Annotated in this window: 18 protein-coding genes; 12 read left to right on the forward strand and 6 right to left on the reverse strand. The window is 33.9% G+C overall.

The annotated features are described in order from the left end of the window. Positions 1-57 precede the first annotated feature (57 nt). From GSY47_RS14235 to GSY47_RS14275, 9 genes are all read left to right on the forward strand, one after another. Complete coding sequence (locus tag GSY47_RS14235) at positions 58-2,280, forward strand: RelA/SpoT family protein (RefSeq protein ID WP_179006983.1); 2,223 nt, start codon at positions 58-60, stop codon at positions 2,278-2,280. A gap of 88 nt (positions 2,281-2,368) precedes the next feature. Next, positions 2,369-2,833, forward strand: coding sequence for a Fur family transcriptional regulator (locus GSY47_RS14240; protein ID WP_091496313.1), 465 nt, complete (start codon positions 2,369-2,371; stop codon positions 2,831-2,833). 99 nt (positions 2,834-2,932) lie between these two features. Further along, entirely contained in the window at positions 2,933-4,204 is a 1,272-nt protein-coding gene (locus tag GSY47_RS14245; RefSeq protein ID WP_113677965.1) for an adenylosuccinate synthase, read from the forward strand. 54 nt (positions 4,205-4,258) lie between these two features. Continuing rightward, positions 4,259-4,840 (forward strand): NUDIX domain-containing protein, encoded by a 582-nt coding sequence (locus tag GSY47_RS14250; protein WP_179006979.1) that lies wholly within the window; start codon positions 4,259-4,261, stop codon positions 4,838-4,840. A gap of 65 nt (positions 4,841-4,905) precedes the next feature. Next, the gene (locus GSY47_RS14255; RefSeq protein WP_179006977.1) at positions 4,906-5,703 is read left to right on the forward strand and encodes a DUF4261 domain-containing protein; all 798 of its coding nucleotides are present in this window, start codon (positions 4,906-4,908) and stop codon (positions 5,701-5,703) included. 50 nt (positions 5,704-5,753) lie between these two features. Then, positions 5,754-6,692, forward strand: coding sequence for an alpha/beta hydrolase (locus GSY47_RS14260; RefSeq protein WP_179006974.1), 939 nt, complete (start codon positions 5,754-5,756; stop codon positions 6,690-6,692). A gap of 89 nt (positions 6,693-6,781) precedes the next feature. Continuing rightward, positions 6,782-7,666, forward strand: coding sequence for a L,D-transpeptidase (locus GSY47_RS14265; RefSeq protein ID WP_179006972.1), 885 nt, complete (start codon positions 6,782-6,784; stop codon positions 7,664-7,666). 139 nt (positions 7,667-7,805) lie between these two features. Beyond that, on the forward strand, positions 7,806-8,396 hold the full coding sequence (locus tag GSY47_RS14270; protein WP_179006970.1) for a TetR/AcrR family transcriptional regulator: 591 nt from the start codon (positions 7,806-7,808) through the stop codon (positions 8,394-8,396). Between the two features lie 65 nt (positions 8,397-8,461). After that, positions 8,462-9,601 carry an FAD-dependent oxidoreductase gene (locus GSY47_RS14275; RefSeq protein WP_179006968.1) on the forward strand — a complete coding sequence of 380 codons (1,140 nt, stop codon included), beginning with the start codon at positions 8,462-8,464 and terminating at the stop codon, positions 9,599-9,601. A gap of 62 nt (positions 9,602-9,663) precedes the next feature. On the opposite strand, the gene guaB is transcribed toward GSY47_RS14275, so the two are convergent. The 5 genes from guaB to GSY47_RS14300 form a co-directional block, all read right to left on the reverse strand. Then, a complete protein-coding gene (gene guaB / locus GSY47_RS14280; protein ID WP_219071417.1) occupies positions 9,664-11,136 on the reverse strand; it encodes an IMP dehydrogenase in 1,473 nt (490 codons plus the stop codon). Positions 11,137-11,396: 260 nt separating this feature from the next. Beyond that, positions 11,397-12,797, reverse strand: a complete 1,401-nt coding sequence (locus GSY47_RS14285) for a DUF5723 family protein (RefSeq protein WP_179006964.1) — start codon at positions 12,795-12,797, stop codon at positions 11,397-11,399. Then, on the reverse strand, positions 12,794-13,345 hold the full coding sequence (locus GSY47_RS14290; protein ID WP_179006962.1) for a hypothetical protein: 552 nt from the start codon (positions 13,343-13,345) through the stop codon (positions 12,794-12,796). Before GSY47_RS14290 ends, GSY47_RS14285 begins: the two co-directional genes overlap by 4 nt. Before the next feature lie 117 nt (positions 13,346-13,462). Further along, positions 13,463-13,789: a hypothetical protein gene (locus tag GSY47_RS14295; protein ID WP_179006960.1), complete on the reverse strand. Its 327-nt coding sequence runs from the start codon at positions 13,787-13,789 to the stop codon at positions 13,463-13,465. A 13-nt stretch (positions 13,790-13,802) separates the two neighbouring features. After that, a complete protein-coding gene (locus tag GSY47_RS14300; protein ID WP_179006958.1) occupies positions 13,803-14,669 on the reverse strand; it encodes a hydroxymethylglutaryl-CoA lyase in 867 nt (288 codons plus the stop codon). 209 nt (positions 14,670-14,878) lie between these two features. On the opposite strand from GSY47_RS14300, the gene GSY47_RS14305 reads away from it, so the two are divergent. Then, complete coding sequence (locus GSY47_RS14305) at positions 14,879-15,493, forward strand: SatD family protein (RefSeq protein WP_179006956.1); 615 nt, start codon at positions 14,879-14,881, stop codon at positions 15,491-15,493. After that, a complete protein-coding gene (locus tag GSY47_RS14310; RefSeq protein WP_179006954.1) occupies positions 15,490-16,203 on the forward strand; it encodes a DUF3307 domain-containing protein in 714 nt (237 codons plus the stop codon). The genes GSY47_RS14305 and GSY47_RS14310 overlap by 4 nt, the downstream gene beginning before the upstream one ends. On the opposite strand, the gene GSY47_RS14315 is transcribed toward GSY47_RS14310, so the two are convergent. Further along, positions 16,189-17,223 (reverse strand): quinone-dependent dihydroorotate dehydrogenase, encoded by a 1,035-nt coding sequence (locus GSY47_RS14315; RefSeq protein WP_179006951.1) that lies wholly within the window; start codon positions 17,221-17,223, stop codon positions 16,189-16,191. The two genes, GSY47_RS14310 and GSY47_RS14315, sit on opposite strands and share 15 nt — an antisense overlap. A 291-nt stretch (positions 17,224-17,514) precedes the next feature. Here GSY47_RS14315 and GSY47_RS14320 point away from each other — a divergent pair, with 291 nt between their 5' ends. Further along, a complete protein-coding gene (locus GSY47_RS14320) occupies positions 17,515-18,111 on the forward strand; it encodes a hypothetical protein (RefSeq protein ID WP_179006949.1) in 597 nt (198 codons plus the stop codon). Positions 18,112-18,113 lie beyond the last annotated feature (2 nt).

Below are 18,113 nucleotides of genomic sequence, written 5' to 3' on the forward strand. Positions count from 1 at the left end.
TAAAGCCTTGTGTATATTGAAACTAATTCTTATTTTTAGTACTTGAACTATGCCGTTATGACAGAAATAGATATTGAAAAAGAAAACAAAGCTATTGCACACGAATACAAGGAATTACTCCGAATAAGCTACCAAACTTTAAGCCCTTCAGACAAAAAATTAATTCGAAAAGCATTTGATGTCGCCGTTGATGCTCACAAAGAACAGAGACGAAAATCGGGAGAAGCTTATATCTTTCATCCTATTGCAGTTGCAAAAATTGTTGCCTCAGAAATTGGTCTGGGTGCAACCTCTATCGCCGCAGCCTTACTTCATGATGTTGTAGAAGATACTCCAATAACTGTTGAAGATATTGAACGCTTATTTAATCCGAAAGTAGCGCAATTGGTTGAAGGTCTTACTAAAATCTCATTGGTTCAAAAAGACTTAAATGCTTCAATGCAAGCAGAGAATTTCAGAAAAATGATTCTGACGCTAAATGATGACGTTCGTGTAATTTTGATCAAATTGGCTGATCGTCTTCACAACATGCAGACGATGGATTCGATGGCGGAATACAAACAAACCAAAATTGCATCTGAAACGTTATACATTTATGCGCCTCTTGCACACCGTTTGGGACTTTACAACATTAAAACTAAACTGGAAGATTTAGGATTAAAATATACAGAACCTGCCATTTATAATGATATTGTAAGCAAAATTCGTGAAACGAAAGAAGAACAAGATGCTTACATAAAAGACATTTCTGATGTCTTAAAGAAATCTTTAGACAATGAGGGCGTTGATTATATTATCAAAGGCCGACCAAAATCTATTTATTCGATTCGCAGAAAAATGCGTGCGCAAAATGTAACCTTCGATGAAGTTTACGACAAATTTGCGCTTCGAATTGTCTATAAAGCGGATCCACATGACGAAAAATTTATAGCATGGAAAATATACTCCATCGTAACAGATCATTATAGACCAAGCCCGAGCCGTTTACGCGACTGGATTTCTTCCCCGAAATCAACTGGTTACGAAGCACTTCATATTACGGTTATGGGGCCAAAAGGTCGCTGGGTTGAAGTTCAGGTTCGAAGTGAGCGTATGGACGAAATTGCCGAAAAAGGTTACGCTGCACATTACAAATACAAAAACGGAGCAACGGAAGAAAGTGGTTTAGATACATGGCTGAATCTTCTTCGTGAAGCTTTAGAAAACCCTGAAACCAATGCGGTAGATTTTGTTGAAGATTTTAAAATGAATTTATATTCTAAAGAAATCTTCGTCTTTACGCCAAAAGGAGAAATCAAATCATTGCCAAAAGGTGCTACTTCATTGGATTTTGCTTTCAGCATTCACTCGGAAATTGGAATTAAGACCCGCGGAACTCGCGTAAATGGAAGATTAGTACCGCTAAACCACGAATTAAAAAGTGGCGATCAGGTTGAAGTTATCACTTCTCCAAACCAAAAACCAACAGTAAACTGGCTGGAATATGTAACAACTTCGAGAGCAAAGAATAAGATTAAAAACGTTCTTAACGAGAACACTAAAAAAATTGCAGAAGAAGGAAAAGAATTACTTGTTAGAAAATTAAAACACCTAAAAGTTACCTTTAACGAACAAGTAACCAATGAATTAGTAAACTTCTTTAAATTAAAAACAAGTTTAGATTTATTTTACAGAGTTGGAATTGGTGCGATTGAAAATCAGCAGTTAAAAGATTATGCAGCGCAGAAAAGCAATTCTTTTATCAATTTCTTTAAAAATAAAATTAAACGAAATAAAGATACAACTGCCGCCGAAGATATTCATAAACCAGTTATCAGCAGTAACTACGACATGCTGGTTTTTGGAACAGAACATGACAAGCTGGATTATAAATTATCGCAATGCTGTAATCCAATTCCAGGTGATGATGTATTTGGTTTCGTGACTATCAACGAAGGAATTAAAGTGCATAAAAAAGACTGTCCTAACGCTATCGGAATGCAGTCTAATTATGCGTACCGAATCATGAGTGCCAAATGGATCGATTCGTCTCAGGAAGAATTCAAAGCCATTATCAATATCACAGGAATGGATGTTCTTGGACTTACAAATCAATTGACCAGAGTAATTTCGAATAATATGAGCGTTAATATTCAGAGTATTTCTTTGAGTACTGATGCAGGAATTTTTCACGGTCAGATTGCAGTAATTGTAAAAAACAACACCATTTTGAAGAAAATGATCAATGCCATTAAGAAAATTGATGGTGTTGATAAGGTCACAAGAGAATACAGAACCTAACTTTTTAACCTATCTATAAGGGATTTATAACTAAACTTTAAACCCGAAACTTTTATTGATTGAAAATAAAAATTTATCTTTGCCGGATATGACACTCATTTCAACTGACAACACTAGAAATCAAGAAATTGTAAAAAACGTTTTTACAATGTATCTTGAGCAAAAAGGGCATCGCAAAACTCCTGAGCGTTATGCTATACTTCAGGAAATTTACGACAGCGAGGAACATTTTGACATCGAAAATCTGTATATCAAAATGAAAAACAAAAACTATCGTGTGAGTAGAGCTACTTTATACAACACGATTGAGTTATTGTTAGACTGCGCTTTGGTTAGAAAGCATCAATTTGGGCAAAATCAGGCTTACTACGAAAAGTCTTATTTCGACAAACAGCACGATCACATTATCATGACTGATTCTGGAGAAGTAATTGAATTTTGCGACCCAAGAATTCAAACGATCAAAAAAACGATCGAAGAAATATTTGATATCGAAATTACAAATCATTCGCTTTATTTCTACGGAAACAAAAAGCAGAATTCGAATTCATAGTCTGAAAAATCAGACTTTTTCAAAAAAGACAAAAAAAAAGAAAATTAACTACATAATCAGTAGGATGGCTTAGACTGTCCCAACGCAAATTAAAAAAGAATGACCGTAGATTTATTACTAGGATTACAATGGGGAGATGAAGGTAAAGGAAAAATTGTAGATGTACTTACCTCAAATTATGATATTATTGCACGTTTTCAAGGAGGACCAAATGCAGGACATACATTAGAATTTGACGGAATTAAACACGTACTTAGAACTATCCCTTCTGGAATTTTTCATAAAAACTCAGTAAATATCATCGGAAATGGCGTTGTAATTGACCCAGTAGTTTTTCAAAAAGAGATTGAAGGTTTAGAGAAATTCAACCTTGATATCAAAAGTAAATTAATCATTTCTAGAAAAGCACATTTAATTTTACCAACTCACCGTTTACTTGACGCTGCTTCTGAAGCTTCAAAAGGAAAAGCTAAAATTGGTTCTACTCTTAAAGGAATTGGACCAACTTATATGGACAAAACAGGTAGAAATGGTTTACGTGTTGGAGATATTGAATTAGAAGATTTCAAAGATCGTTACAGAGCTTTAGCTGACAAACACGAAGCGATGATTGCTTTTTACGATGTTAATATTCAATACAACTTAGCGGAACTAGAAAAAGAATTCTTTGAAGCTATCGAAGAATTAAAAAAATTAGATTTCATTGACAGTGAAGAATATATGCACCAGGCTCAAAAAGCTGGAAAATCTATTCTTTGTGAAGGTGCTCAGGGATCTTTATTAGATGTTGATTTTGGAACTTATCCTTTTGTAACTTCATCAAATACTACTGCAGCAGGAGCTTGTACTGGTTTAGGAATTGCTCCTAACAAAATCAAAGAAGTTTACGGAATTTTCAAAGCTTACGTTACTCGCGTTGGTAGCGGACCTTTCCCAACTGAACTTTTTGACGAAGTGGGTGCTACAATGGCAAGAGTTGGAAACGAATTTGGTTCTGTAACAGGAAGACAAAGACGTTGCGGATGGTTAGACTTAGTAGCTTTGAAATATGCTGTTCAAGTTAATGGAGTTACACAATTAATGATGATGAAAGGTGACGTTCTTTCTGGATTTGAAACTCTAAAAGTTTGTACAGAGTACAACTACAAAGGACAAAACATTTCTCACTTCCCTTACAACATTGAACCAGAAAATGTTACTCCGGTTTACAAAGAATTTAAAGGATGGAAACAAGATTTAACGGGATTGACAACTTATGATCAACTGCCAGTTGAGCTAAAAGAATATATTGAGTTTATTGAAAAAGAAATCGAAGTACCAATCAAAATTGTATCGGTTGGACCAGACAGAAAGCAAACAATTACAAAATAATACATTTAAACGCTCTGATTATCAGAGCGTTTTTTTATACAAATTATTTCATTTATGAAAAATCCAAAAGTTGAAATTAAAGAAACTAAATTATTATCAGACAATTGGTATATCCTTAACCGAGTTACTTTTGATTACCAAAAAGAAAATGGTGTATCTGAAATTCATATGCGTGAAGTTTATGATCGCGGTAATGGCGCTGGAATTTTATTATACAATTCAACTAAAAAAACAGTCATTTTAACGCGTCAGTTTCGTTTACCAACTTTTCTCAACGGAAATAAAGACGGAATGATGATAGAAGTCTGCGCAGGACTTTTAGACAAAGACAATCCCGAAACCGCAATCATCCGTGAGACAGAAGAAGAAACAGGTTATCGTATTTCTAAAGTGGAGAAAGTTTTTGAGACCTATATGTCGCCAGGTGCCGTAACCGAAATTTTGTATCTTTTTGTTGGAGAATATGATGAAAGCATGAAAGTTAGCGAAGGTGGCGGATTGGATGCTGAACAGGAAAATATTGAAGTTTTAGAATACACTTTTGATGAAGCTTATGCTATGATCGAATCTAGAGAAATTACAGATGCAAAAACTATTATGCTGTTACAGCATGCAAAAATTAAAGGTTTGATTTAATTTTTTTTGAGTATTTTAGTGTTAAAAATCAACTTAAAAAAAACACTAATCTAATAATAATTTAAATGGGATTATTTGACTTTTTCAAGAAAAAAGAAACTTCGGAAAAAACAGAAAAAACAGAAAGCAATTTATTACTTGCCATGCCAATGTTCGAAAATAACGAGCGTTACAGTATAGAGAATGTAATACAGGACCTAAAAGATTTTTGGGGATTATCAGTTACCGATTTTACAGGAGATGATAATTCTGCCATTTTTAAAATAAACGGTGAATTAATAGCTGTTGCATTTGTAGGAGCACAAATTCCCTGGGAAGATATCTCGGGAACTGCCAAATATACTTATAGCTGGCAAACAGCAGAAGAAGATTTAAAAAATTTTGACGGACATGCCATCGTTTCTGTTATGTCTGGGCCAAAAAGTCAATTGGAAAGATTCACCATTTTAAGCAAATTATTATGTTCTATTCTTTCGACATCCAATTCATTAGGGATTTATCAAGGCAGTCAAACCTTATTAATATCTAAATCGCAGTATTTAGAATACATTCCCGATTTACAACAACAAAAATCTCCAATTCATTTATGGATTTATATTGGAATTAGAACTTCTGAACAAGGAAACAGCATTTATACTTATGGATTAAAGGAATTTGGAAAACAAGAAATGGAAGTTTTAAATTCTCAATTACCACTTGAAGAATTATATGGTTTCATTTCCAATATAATCGCTTATGTAATTGATAGTGATGTTACTTTTAAAAATGGGGAAACACTTGGTTACACTATGGATCAAAAAATTAAAATAACTTCTTCACAAGGAATACTTGTCGAAGGGCAAACTTTAAAATTAGAAATGTAATTTCTAATCAGAAATAACAAAATCAAAATATACAATTAGGACATTTTTAAATGAAGCTATTCCGTAACAAATATTTTAAAATAATAGCATTTCTTTTCATATGTCTAAATGTAATAGCATTTATCCATGCTTATAAATTTACTCATTTTGCAGAATCTAAGTCCCAAAAAACGGAGAGCCCTGAAAAGCTCTCCTCTTTTGAAAAAGTCAAAACTTTATTCTTTGGAGTAAACAATCCAAAACCTCTAAATAAAAAATTTCCAACTCAGAAATATCAAACCATAAAACTAAAAAGCAATAAAGAAATAGAATGCTGGCTGATTAAAAATCAAAACTCTAGAGGAACAGTTATTCTATTTCATGGTTATGGTGGCGAGAAATCATCAATGCTAGATAAATCAAATGAGTTTTTAAAATTAGGTTTTAGTACTATGCTTGTTGATTTTATGGGAAGCGGAAACTCTGAAGGAAATCAAACTACAATTGGTTTTAAAGAAGCTGAAGAAGTAAAAACTTGTTTTGATTACATATCATCAACAGGAGAAAAAAATATTTATTTATTTGGCACTTCTATGGGAGCTGTTTCTATAATGAAATGTATTAAGGACAACAAAGTAAATCCAAAAGCAATAATCATAGAATGCCCATTTGGTTCCATGTATCAAACTGTTTGTGCCAGATTTAAGAAAATGCATGCACCCACTTTTCCAATGGCAGGAATTTTACTTTTTTGGGGCGGCATACAAAATGGCTTTTGGGGATTTAACCATAATCCTTCAGAATATGCCGAAAAAATAAACTGTCCCACATTATTGCTTTATGGTGAAAAAGATAAGAGCGTCAGCAGATCAGAAATAGATGAAATTTATAAAAATCTAAATGGCTTTAAAGAACTTCGTGTTTACAAAAATACAGGACATGAAAACTACTTAATAAAAAACAAGCTCCAATGGAGTCAGGATATCAATTCTTTTTTATCATCAATCTAAAAATGTAAATCCCGAAACCAATTCAAAAAATTATGTAACCCTTTTTGGCTATCAGATGTATAACTTTATTTTTATAAAATTAACAACCTATGAAAAAGTTATATTACACCGCAAACGCCCTACTTATATTGATATTAGTTTTAATGGTTTCCTGTAAAAAAACAGATACCATTGAAATAACAGAAAATAAAACCGCTAAAAAAGTAGTTGAATATAAAGAGCCCGAAGTCGCAGTTTCTTACCAGTTCCAAAAAACGAAAGAATGGCTCAAAGCGAATGAAGCTGACAGCACTAAAATGAACATTGTTTATGCAATAAACAGAACTGATAAAGCCAATTTAAAAAAATTAGATTCAGTAGTAATTCCAGCAGATTTTAGTGGCGATCTAGTTTATTACCTTCCATTCCCAATACATGTCGCTGCTTTGCAGGAAGTTTCGAAAATCATCTTATTTTCTTATCCAACACAGACTTTTGCCGCCTATGAAAATGGCGAATTAGTTCGTACAGGACCAACCAATATGGGAAGAAAAAAAGATCCTACTCCAACAGGCTTATTTTTCACAAACTGGAAAGCCGAAAAAACAACCAGCACGTTTAATGACGAATGGGAGCTAAAATGGAATTTCAATATCGAAAATAAACTAGGAGTTGGTTTTCATCAATATGAACTACCAGGTTATCCAGCTTCTCATTCCTGTTTAAGGTTATTAGAAAAGGATGCTAAATTCCTTTACAAATTTGCTGATGAATGGATTTTGAAAGACAAAGAAAATGTAAAAGTAAAAGGAACTCCTGTTATCGTTTTTGGAAGTTATGATTTTGACGGGCCAAAGCCTTGGCTGCAATTGGCATCAGATCCAAAAGCTTTAAATATATCAGAATCTGAGATTGAAACTGAGACAAAGCCATTTTTAAAAGAGATTTTAGAAAATCAAAATCTTAGAGAATCTAATCAGAGTTCTGAGATTTAGGATTTTCAAACGAAGTATTTTTTTTTAGCTCGTAAAACATTAGTTTTTGCGGGCTTTTTTATTATAAAACAAAAATATTAAATAAATAAGCGATCGTTCATTTATTATTTATATCTTTGTACTCTAATTACTTAGAATTATGAGAACACGAGATATTAATAAAGAAGAGATTGTAAAACAAAAAGCAATTGAAATGATCGTAAACCAAGGCGTAGAAGGTTTTGGAATGAACCGTTTGGCAAAAGAATGCGGGATTTCTGTTGCAACTCTTTACATTTATTACTCGGACAAAGAAGATTTGATTCGAAAAATAGGAATCGAAATTGGACAAAAACTATTTAATAAAATGCTGGAAGGTTTTTCTCCAGAAATGTCTTTTAAAGACGGACTTAAAAATCAGTGGGAGAATCGTATTTATTTCACTCTTAATTTTACCCTTGAAGCAACTTGTTTTGAAATCTTGAAACAATCTACTTACGGCGATGCTATTGTAGAAGAAATTACAGGTGGTTTTAAACAAACCATGTCACAATTCATTCTTTATGCTATCGAAAAAAAAGAACTTATTCCAGTTACTTTTGAAGTTTTTTGGAGTATTGCTTATGGCTCGCTCTATTCTCTCTTAGAACTTCATAGAGAAGGAAAATCCATGTCCGGAAAACCTTTTGTGTTTACAGACGAACTTAAAAACGAAACTTTTAATCTGGTTCTAAAAGCTCTTACTCCTTAATTTTTCAATTTCAATAACAATTGCAAAAATCAATGACAATTGCAATTACAAAAAAAATAAATACAATGAAAACTACAATTATAGAAAATAAAAAAATTGCCATTATTGGTGGTGGCCCAGTCGGGTTAACAACTGCTCGAATTTTACAAATAAATGGCGCTGACGTTACGGTTTATGAAAGAGATCTAAATGCTCAGGACCGAACTTCGGGTGGAACACTTGATATTCACTCAGATTCTGGTCAATATGCGATTCAAAAAGCGGGTTTAATGGACGAGTTTTATAAATACGCGAGACCAACTGGCGAGAAAATGGCTGATATTGACGGAAATATTACTTCTGACGAAATGCCTAACGAAACGAATGCTTTTTCTCGTCCTGAAATTGACCGAAACGATCTTAGAAAAATTATGCTGGAGAATCTCCAAGAAGAAACTGTTGTTTGGGACTGTCAATTGATAAATCTTGAAAAAACAGACAATCAATATATTTTGGAATTCAAAAACGGCAAAACAGCAACTGCTGATTTTGTTATTGTAGCAAACGGAGGAAGATCTAATGCCCGAAAATTTGTAAGCGATCAGGAACCACAACTTTCTGGAACTTATATTATTCAAGGAGAAATTGTAAATCCAGATCAAGATTATCCAGAATTCAAACCTAAATACGGAAACGGAAACGTCATGGCGATGGGCGAACATAAAATGTTTTATACTCATACGATGCGTGATGGTTCAGTACATTTTGGAGTTTCTTTTAAAGCAGATGAAGATTGGATTACTAATCATGGAATCAATTTTGAGGATGATCAAGCTGTGATTACTTTTTTAAATGAAACTTTTAAAAATTGGGGAGATGATTACAAAAAATTCTTTGTCGCATCGACCGAATTTTCGGGCCTGCCTTTGCGATTATTTTCTTTGGAAGAACCTTGGAAAAAACATTCAAACATAACTCTTGTGGGAGACGCAGCACATTTAATGCCTCCGTTCGCAGGAGAAGGCGTAAATATGGGCCTTTTTGATGCTTTTCATTTAACAGAAAACCTAACCAATGGAAAATTCGAAACAATTGACGAAGCTATCGCTGATTATGAACAAAAAATGTTTGGTTATGCTTTAGAAGCACAACGCATGACGAAGAAAATGGAAGATTTACTGCATTCTGATATTGTTGCGGAAGATATTTTGAATAGCAGATTTTAAGATACAAAAAAGGCGTAAGAATTAAATCTTACGCCTTTTGTTTCATAGTGAGAAACTAAAAATTATCTAGAATAATTTGGAGCTTCTTTTGTAATTGTTACGTTATGTGGGTGACTTTCAGTGATTCCGCTTGAAGTGATTCTCACGAAACGTCCTGTTTCCTGTAAAGTAGGAATATCTTTTGAACCACAGTATCCCATTCCGGCGCGAAGACCTCCAATAAACTGAAGCATACTTTCGTTCAATTCACCTTTGTAAGGAACACGTCCAACAATTCCTTCTGGAACTAATTTTTTAACGTCGTCTTCAACATCTTGGAAATAACGATCTTTTGAACCCGTTTGCATCGCTTCAACAGAACCCATTCCGCGGTAAGATTTGAATTTTCTTCCTTCAAAAATAATAGTTTCACCAGGAGATTCTTTTGTTCCTGCTAATAATGAACCTAACATTACACAGTCAGCACCTGCAGCGATTGCTTTAGGAATATCTCCTGTATAACGAATTCCACCATCTGCAATTACTGGAACTCCAGTTCCTTTAATCGCTGCAGCAACTTCTAAAACTGCTGAAAACTGAGGGAAACCAACACCTGCAACGATACGTGTAGTACAGATAGAACCTGGTCCGATTCCTACTTTTACACCGTCTGCACCATTTTCTACTAAATATTTAGCAGCTTCCGGCGTTGCGATGTTTCCAACGATAACATCTATTTGAGGGAATTTTGATTTAACTTCTTTTAATGTATTTACAACACCTTCTGTATGTCCGTGTGCTGTATCGATAATGATTGCGTCTACACCAGCATTTACTAAAGCTTCAGCTCTTTGAACTGCATCTCCGGTAACTCCAATTGCAGCGGCAACTCTTAAACGACCAAAAGAATCTTTGTTTGCGATTGGCTTTTGAGTCAGTTTTGTAATATCTCTAAACGTAATTAAACCAACTAATTCGTTTTTATCGTTTACAACTGGTAATTTTTCGATTTTATGACCTTGTAAAACCACTTCAGCCTGCTCTAAAGAAGTTCCTTCAGAAACCGTTACTAAGTTTTGGCTTGTCATAACTTCAGCGATTGGTCTTGCTCCATTTTTCTCGAAACGTAAGTCACGATTGGTTACAATTCCTTTTAAGATTCTGTTTTCGTCAACGATTGGAATACCACCGATTCCGAATTCTTTCATGGCATTTTTTGCATCAGCAATTGTAGAATTCATTGGTAAAGTTACCGGATCGATAATCATACCAGCTTCTGCACGTTTTACTTTTCGAACTTTTCCTGCTTGTTGTTCGATCGTCATATTTTTATGTAAAACACCGATTCCGCCTTCTTGCGCCATAGCAATTGCCATTGCACTTTCAGTAACTGTATCCATAGCAGCAGATACAATTGGAACGTTTAATGTAATGTTTCTTGAGAATTTTGATTTGATACTCACTTCGCGGGGAAGCACATTCGAGTAGTTAGGTACTAATAATACATCGTCGTAAGTTAAACCTTCGCCGATAATCTTGGAGTTGTGTGCTATCATGGTGCAATTTCTAGTTGAATTGCGTGCAAATATAGTGAATAAATTGCTAACTTGAATACTAACTTATTCATAAATTTATCCTTACACGAATCGTCTTACAAAATTCTACTGCCTAGCCCAGATGGAAATGAAAAGCCACGAAAAGCTAAAATACATTTTTTTCTGGCTTAAAAAAGCGACCAACGGAAGCTCTTTTTATGCCTTGAAAAAAAGTATTTTGGCTCGAGTGCTTGAAATGGACAGCTGGAAATAGCTTCTAATTAATCTTCTTTATCTTGAAAAACAAAATTAATTCCGAGTTGAAATGCCGCGCTGTTCGCTTTAGACAAATCTTTATATTCGAGAATATTATTTACAAGAGCGTAAATATTAACTGCGCCAATTGTTCCTGCAATTCCTAATCCTATATTCTTGTTTGAGAATGAATCAAAGGTATAAGTTGCTTTTACATCTAATTTTCTAAAAATATTTCTTCGATAAAAAGCGGTCAAAGCCGCAATAGGTTCACGCGGTGTGGTCATAGCAAAAAGCTGTGCTCCTACGGCATTTTTATAATATTTATTAACCTGACCTCTACAGTTACATTCATCATCTGGACGTGCTTCTCCAAATGAATATTGAATGGACGAATAGAATTTAGTTGGACGCCAAGTAGTGTATTTATTGTATAATGTATCTCTTGGAATGGCTTTTTCGAATTCATCAAAAACGTCTTCAGGATCATCATTGCCCATAAAATCAGGATTTACTCCATTGTATTGATAGGTTCCTTTGTAAGTAAGCGTTTCGATATCTTTAGATTGTCTTATAAATCCTAAATCAATTATACTGGCTGTAAGCTGTAGATTATCTTTGATGTAATAGGTAATTCCGGCATCTACTCCAAGTCCTAAACTTCCACCAAAAAAAGTATTACTTACTAAATCTCTAGCTACGTTTCCTTCGTATTCATCTTTGGTAAACTTAGAAATTCCAGAAGTTTTTAATTCTAAATTAGAAGAAATAACTTGATCGTAAACATTTGGATTTCCAGCATTCTGTCCTGTATAAATATATCCTGAGTTTTTAGTTGAAGTTGCATTTGCACCGCTTGAGTAGATTTTTGCACGTCCGCCGTAAACAAATTTATCGTTTACTTTTTTATGATATCCGATATGAAATACAGAAAGCACCTCAGCTTTGGCAGTTAAATCTCCCAGATTAAAAGATTTTCCAATATAATCTCGATTTCCATTCAGAGCCAGCAGAGCAGGATCTTTAGGAACATACATGAAAAAATCAAATTCCTGATACAGTCCAAAAGAAACATACGACTTACTTTCTCTTCCCCCTACTCTAAAACCGCCAGAAAATATTTCCAATTGCTGATTGGTCATTACTTTATCGTTTCGGGAAGATTTATTGATTACATCTCGAAGTTTTTGATTAAAATCGACTCCATTAGCTGCAAATAAGTCATAGGCCGTAAAACCTTTCGATCCTACATTGGCAGAAATTCCAGATAAAACTGGAAAGCCGAAATAATATTTATAAGAAACATCAGCTCCTGGATTTACAAGTAATGACTGTGGAATTTGAGTAAAATTATACAGCACTTCTTTATTTTGAGCGAAACAAGAAAGCTGAAAAACGATGCCGAAAATCAGATATATTTTTCTCATTCTATCACTAAATAAGCTGTTGCACTTGATTTCAATTTTAGGCTTCCTAAACTTTGGCTATTCAAGGGGTCGCCTGAAGCAACTAAAACTACGAATCCTATTTTAGTGGTTTGTTTTAGAAGAGCTAAGCGTTCATTTTCAAAAACTTCTGTTGGATATTTTATAACATTGGAACCTCCTTGATAAGAAGGGACAGGAAAAGATATCGTCTGCAGTACTTCATTTTGATCGTTCATCAAAAGCATATTTAGAGAAAAGGTGCGATCAATAGTATTTTCGATTTCAAAATCGAACTCTGCTTTCTTTAATCGTTCATTAAAAAATTTATCTTTAAAAACAGTAAAATTTCTAACATCATAAGCTATATTGATTGTACCGTCATCTATAAGCTGATTGGCAGGAATATCAAAATAGGCAAGATTTGCCACAACGACCGGCTCTAATTTTAAATCTTTTATCTGGTCGAAATCTAATTCGCTGGAACAGGAAAAAAATAGGAAAGTCAAAAAAAACAGACTTGAAATTTTATGAGAAGGAATTAATTTCATGGCAAATACTATTTCAACATTAAAGGTAACGCTTAATGTTTACAATCATTATCTAAGGTAGGTAAATATAACTATTAATTAATGAAACTTTCCAAACAATTTCCGAGTAATTGAGAATTATTCACTATCTTTTGAAACTATACTAGAATTTAATACTTCTTCTAAATTTCCAATTTTCAATAGATCGTTAATTGTTTTTTCGATACAATCCCTAGACAATTCTTTAACAAATAAATCAGGAGGAACTTGATATAAGCCATTTAAATTATCTCCTTGCTTTTTATCGTATTCTACTATTGTTTTTAAAAAATCGTATGTCCAAACATTTATTCCATATCGTCTACCATCTTTCATTATTACATGTATATTGCAAAAGTCATTCTCTTTCTTCCAATTTTCTGGATCAACTTCTTCAAATTCTAACCAAAGTTCAAAATCATTCATATCTCAATGCTTTTTAATGAAACTTTCCAAACAATTTTGAGGCTTCATTATAAGCGCTTTCAAAGCTTAAAGAGTTTAAACCAGTATGTTTTTTGTTTGCAGTAAAATAGGAAATCAGTTTTTCTGTGGGCATATTACCCGTTAACTTATCGGTTGCCATTGGACAGCCTCCAAATCCTTGGATTGCACCATCAAAACGTGTACAGCCGGCTTTTGCTGCTGCATCAATTTTTTCGAACCAAGTATCTGGTGTGGTATGCAAATGGGCTCCAAATTCAATGTTCGGGTATTTTGGAATTAAATGAGAAAACAAATAGGTAATGACTTCTGGCGTAGAAGTTCCAACAGTATCAGAAAGTGAAAGAATTTTAACGCCCATTCCTGCAAGCTTTTCTGTCCATTCCGCTACTATTTCTACATTCCACGGATCTCCGTAAGGGTTTCCAAACCCCATGGAAAGATAAGTTACAACTTCTTTACTTTTTTTATCGGCCACTTCTAGTATTTCTTCTAATGTAACCAATGATTCTGCAATAGTTTTATGCGTGTTACGCATCTGGAAATTCTCTGAAATAGAAAATGGAAATCCTAAATATCGAATCTGTTCATATTCTGAAGCCGTTACTGCTCCCTGCGTATTGGCAATAATGGAAAGTAATTTACTAGTAGTTTGAGACAAATCCAACTGTTCTAAAACTGTTGCAGTATCCTGCATTTGCGGAATTGCTTTTGGAGAAACAAAACTCCCGAAATCAATAGTATCAAAACCCACTCTAAGCAAAGCCTGTATATAGGAAACTTTATTTTGTGTTGGAATAAAATCTCTAATGCCTTGCATGGCATCTCTGGGACATTCAATGATTTTGATTTCTTTATTCAAAGCTTATTCTTTTGTAAAAGCTAAGTTAGTTTCTTTTTTAATGAAATAAAAAAGAATTTTAGAGAATGCCAATTATTACTCAATATCGTAATATCTGAAATTATTACACTAAAGCGTAATATTTTAAAATATTACCAAAAAACGTAATAATTAATTTTATTACTTATATTTGTAATAGAAAGTTTATTATTTTTTAATTATATTTGATTATGACTAGTGTAATTACAGGTGACATAATTGGTTCAAGACAGCAGGAATCAGAACATTGGGTGGAAGATTTAAAAAAGATTCTAACTCCGTTTGGTGCTACGCCAAGTCAATGGGAAGTATATCGTGGTGATGAATTCCAGATAGAAGTTTCTAATCCTGAAGAAGCCTTGTTGGCTGCTATTTTAATTAAGGCTCGTTTACGTGCCATAAAATCAGACGCGAGGATGAGTATTGGTTTTGGAGATAAAACACATAATGCAACAAAAATATCCGAAAGCAATGGTTCGGCTTTTATTCATTCTGGAGAACTTTTTGAAACATTAAAAAAACAGAAAGTTACTTTGGCACTGCGAACAGGAGATACTAATTTTGACGAGAAACTCAATTTAATGCTGCAATTGGCGTTAACTTTTATGGACAGCTGGCTAGTACAATCCGCAGAATTTATTGCCTTAGCAATAGAAAACCCAAAACTTTCGCAAGAAGAACTGGGGCAGAAATTAGGCATCAATCAAGCTGCCGTGAGCCGAAGACAAAAACGTGCTCAATTTGAATTGGCTATGAATTTAGATCGATATTTTAGAACTCAAATAAAACAACTCACAACCTTATGATTTTATTCGTAAAACTACTTTTAGCACATTTATTAGGTGATTTTATCTGGCAGCCGGGAACTTGGGTTGCGGATAAAGAAACCAAAAAACATAAAAGTATTTACTTATACATCCATATTCTGCTTCATGGAATTTTAGCAGCAATTCTAGCCAGCGAAATCCGTTTTATTCCCTACGCCACTTTAATTGCCCTAACGCATGGCATCATTGATTTGATCAAACTAAATTTTCAAAAAAAGAAAAACAAACGCACTTGGTTTGTAGTGGATCAAATTGCCCATATTTTAGTTTTAATTGGCGTTGTGCTTTTATATGAAAACAAAAGTCTCCCTTATTTTTGGCAGGATAATGTGTTTTGGATTTTTGCAACTGGTATTTTACTCCTTACCAAACCAACGTCCATTTTTATTAAAACCATAATTTCAATCTGGGCACCTGAGAGCAAAATCAATAATCAGGACAACTCATTAGTCGCTGCAGGAAATTATATCGGAATCCTGGAACGTTTATTCGTTTTCGGATTTATCCTGACGAATCATTTCGAAGCAATCGGATTTTTATTGGCTGCCAAATCCATTTTTAGATTTGGCGATTTAAAAGAAGCCAAAGACCGAAAGTTGACCGAATATGTTTTAATCGGCACATTAATCAGTTTTGGAATTGCAATTCTCGCAGGATTATTGGTTCAAATGCTTTTACAGCTGTCCTAAAACTTTCTTATTAATTGCTTTTATTAATGCTGGCCCTTCGTAAATAAAACCAGTGTACAATTGTACCAAGCTTGCTCCTGCATTTAGTTTTTCGATGGCATCATCTGCAGAGTGAATTCCTCCTACTCCAATAATTGGGAATGCTTTATTGCTTTTTTCCGAAAGAAAGCGAATTACTTCTGTAGAACGTTTTGTTAATGGCTTTCCAGATAAACCTCCCGTTTCAGACTGATTAGAAGATTGCAGACCTTCTCTGGAAATGGTTGTATTGGTTGCAATTACACCTGCAATCTGCGTAGTTTTTACAATATCAATAATATCTAACAATTGCTCATCTGTAAGATCCGGAGCGATTTTTAGAAGAATTGGTTTTGCTTTCTGCGTGCTTGTTTTTTGTTTTTCAACATTTCTATCCTGCAAAGTCTGCAATAAAGCTGTCAAAGGTTCTTTATCTTGCAACGCTCTTAGATTCGGAGTGTTTGGAGAACTTACGTTTACCACAAAATAATCAACATGATCATACAAAGCATCAAAACAAATGATGTAATCTTTAACCGCATCTTCGTTATCCGTTACTTTGTTTTTTCCAATATTTCCTCCAATTAAAACTCCCGAATTTTTCTTCAAACGCTCCACAGCTTCTAGAACGCCGCCATTATTAAATCCCATTCGGTTAATAATTGCCTGATCTTGTTTTAAACGGAACAAACGTTTTTTCGGATTTCCTTCTTGTCCAACCGGAGTTACCGTTCCGATTTCGATAAAACCAAAACCAAAATCGCCTAATTCTTTGTAAAGCTTTGCATCTTTATCAAAACCAGCTGCAAGTCCAACTGGATTTTTGAATTTGATTCCGAAAACTTCTCTTTCCAATCGAGAATCTTTTACCTCATAAATTGATCTTATAATTGCCGAAACTCCTGGGATTTTTGAAATGAATTTAACGAATGAAAAAGTAAAGTAATGCACTTCTTCTGGATCAAACCAAAAAAGTATCGGACGAATTATCAATTTATACATGAGTGTGTTGGTGTTATTTTGGGTGCAAATTTAAATATTATAGTTTAAAAAGGTACTTAATTGCTCCAACAAATAATTTCGATTTTGTTCAATTCTTTAAAATGTCTTCAAAAGAGATTACTATTTCTTAAAGCTCAAACCATTACAGAAAAGACTTTTTTGATGTTGCAAATTATAAAATGAAACCACTTCAAGGCTTTCGATAAGCTTCTTTGGATTTTTTATTATTTAATTTTGAGACATTTAAGGAAAAGATCTTGTGACTATTTTTCATTTCAAAAATTGAAAGTTATGCTAAATGAAACAACAGGAAGAATTTATAATTGGTTTAGAAAAATATTTCTTCTGGTCACTTTTTTCTTTTTATCCGGTTATTCAAACATTACAGCTCAAGAAAACAAAGAAAAGAGTTTCAGTCCACATCATCAAATTGGACTTTCGATCAATCATGTGCATGTTTTTGAAGGTCGTGATGACGAAGGAAACCGTGAAGTTTTAAGCCTTCCTGCTTGGGGATTGGATTATACGTTTCAGTTTCACGAAAAATGGGCAATCGGTCTTCATACCGACTTTATAATTGAAAAATTCAAAGTCGAAAAAAATCTTGCCAGTGGGGAGGACAAAGAAACTGTTGAAAGAAGTTATCCAATCGCCCCTGCTCTAATGGGAATCTATAAAACAAATGAACACTGGAGTTTTCTTTTAGGTTTTGGAGGAGAATTTGCAAAAGAAGAAAATTTCTTCTTAACCCGTGCTGGAGCAGAATATGGTTATGAACTGCCAAAAGGCTGGGAAATTTTCGGCACAGTAAGTTATGACTTTAAATGGAATGCTTACGACAGCTGGGGAATTGGATTAGGAATTACCAAAAACTTTGGAAAAGAATAGAT

It is taken from the genome of Flavobacterium quisquiliarum, assembly GCF_019308285.1.
Classification (GTDB): domain Bacteria; phylum Bacteroidota; class Bacteroidia; order Flavobacteriales; family Flavobacteriaceae; genus Flavobacterium; species Flavobacterium quisquiliarum.

Excerpts from the sequence above, each read along its gene's own strand:
- GSY47_RS14235 (WP_179006983.1), top strand. The coding sequence starts at position 58 with ATGACAGAAATAGATATTGAAAAAGAAAACAAAGCTATTGCACACGAA.
- GSY47_RS14240 (WP_091496313.1), top strand. The coding sequence starts at position 2,369 with ATGACACTCATTTCAACTGACAACACTAGAAATCAAGAAATTGTAAAA.
- GSY47_RS14245 (WP_113677965.1), top strand. The coding sequence starts at position 2,933 with ATGACCGTAGATTTATTACTAGGATTACAATGGGGAGATGAAGGTAAA.
- GSY47_RS14250 (WP_179006979.1), top strand. The coding sequence starts at position 4,259 with ATGAAAAATCCAAAAGTTGAAATTAAAGAAACTAAATTATTATCAGAC.
- GSY47_RS14255 (WP_179006977.1), top strand. The coding sequence starts at position 4,906 with ATGGGATTATTTGACTTTTTCAAGAAAAAAGAAACTTCGGAAAAAACA.
- GSY47_RS14260 (WP_179006974.1), top strand. The coding sequence starts at position 5,754 with ATGAAGCTATTCCGTAACAAATATTTTAAAATAATAGCATTTCTTTTC.
- GSY47_RS14265 (WP_179006972.1), top strand. The coding sequence starts at position 6,782 with ATGAAAAAGTTATATTACACCGCAAACGCCCTACTTATATTGATATTA.
- GSY47_RS14270 (WP_179006970.1), top strand. The coding sequence starts at position 7,806 with ATGAGAACACGAGATATTAATAAAGAAGAGATTGTAAAACAAAAAGCA.
- GSY47_RS14275 (WP_179006968.1), top strand. The coding sequence starts at position 8,462 with ATGAAAACTACAATTATAGAAAATAAAAAAATTGCCATTATTGGTGGT.
- guaB (WP_219071417.1), bottom strand. The coding sequence starts at position 11,136 with ATGATAGCACACAACTCCAAGATTATCGGCGAAGGTTTAACTTACGAC.
- GSY47_RS14285 (WP_179006964.1), bottom strand. The coding sequence starts at position 12,797 with ATGAGAAAAATATATCTGATTTTCGGCATCGTTTTTCAGCTTTCTTGT.
- GSY47_RS14290 (WP_179006962.1), bottom strand. The coding sequence starts at position 13,345 with ATGAAATTAATTCCTTCTCATAAAATTTCAAGTCTGTTTTTTTTGACT.
- GSY47_RS14295 (WP_179006960.1), bottom strand. The coding sequence starts at position 13,789 with ATGAATGATTTTGAACTTTGGTTAGAATTTGAAGAAGTTGATCCAGAA.
- GSY47_RS14305 (WP_179006956.1), top strand. The coding sequence starts at position 14,879 with ATGACTAGTGTAATTACAGGTGACATAATTGGTTCAAGACAGCAGGAA.
- GSY47_RS14310 (WP_179006954.1), top strand. The coding sequence starts at position 15,490 with ATGATTTTATTCGTAAAACTACTTTTAGCACATTTATTAGGTGATTTT.
- GSY47_RS14315 (WP_179006951.1), bottom strand. The coding sequence starts at position 17,223 with ATGTATAAATTGATAATTCGTCCGATACTTTTTTGGTTTGATCCAGAA.
- GSY47_RS14320 (WP_179006949.1), top strand. The coding sequence starts at position 17,515 with ATGCTAAATGAAACAACAGGAAGAATTTATAATTGGTTTAGAAAAATA.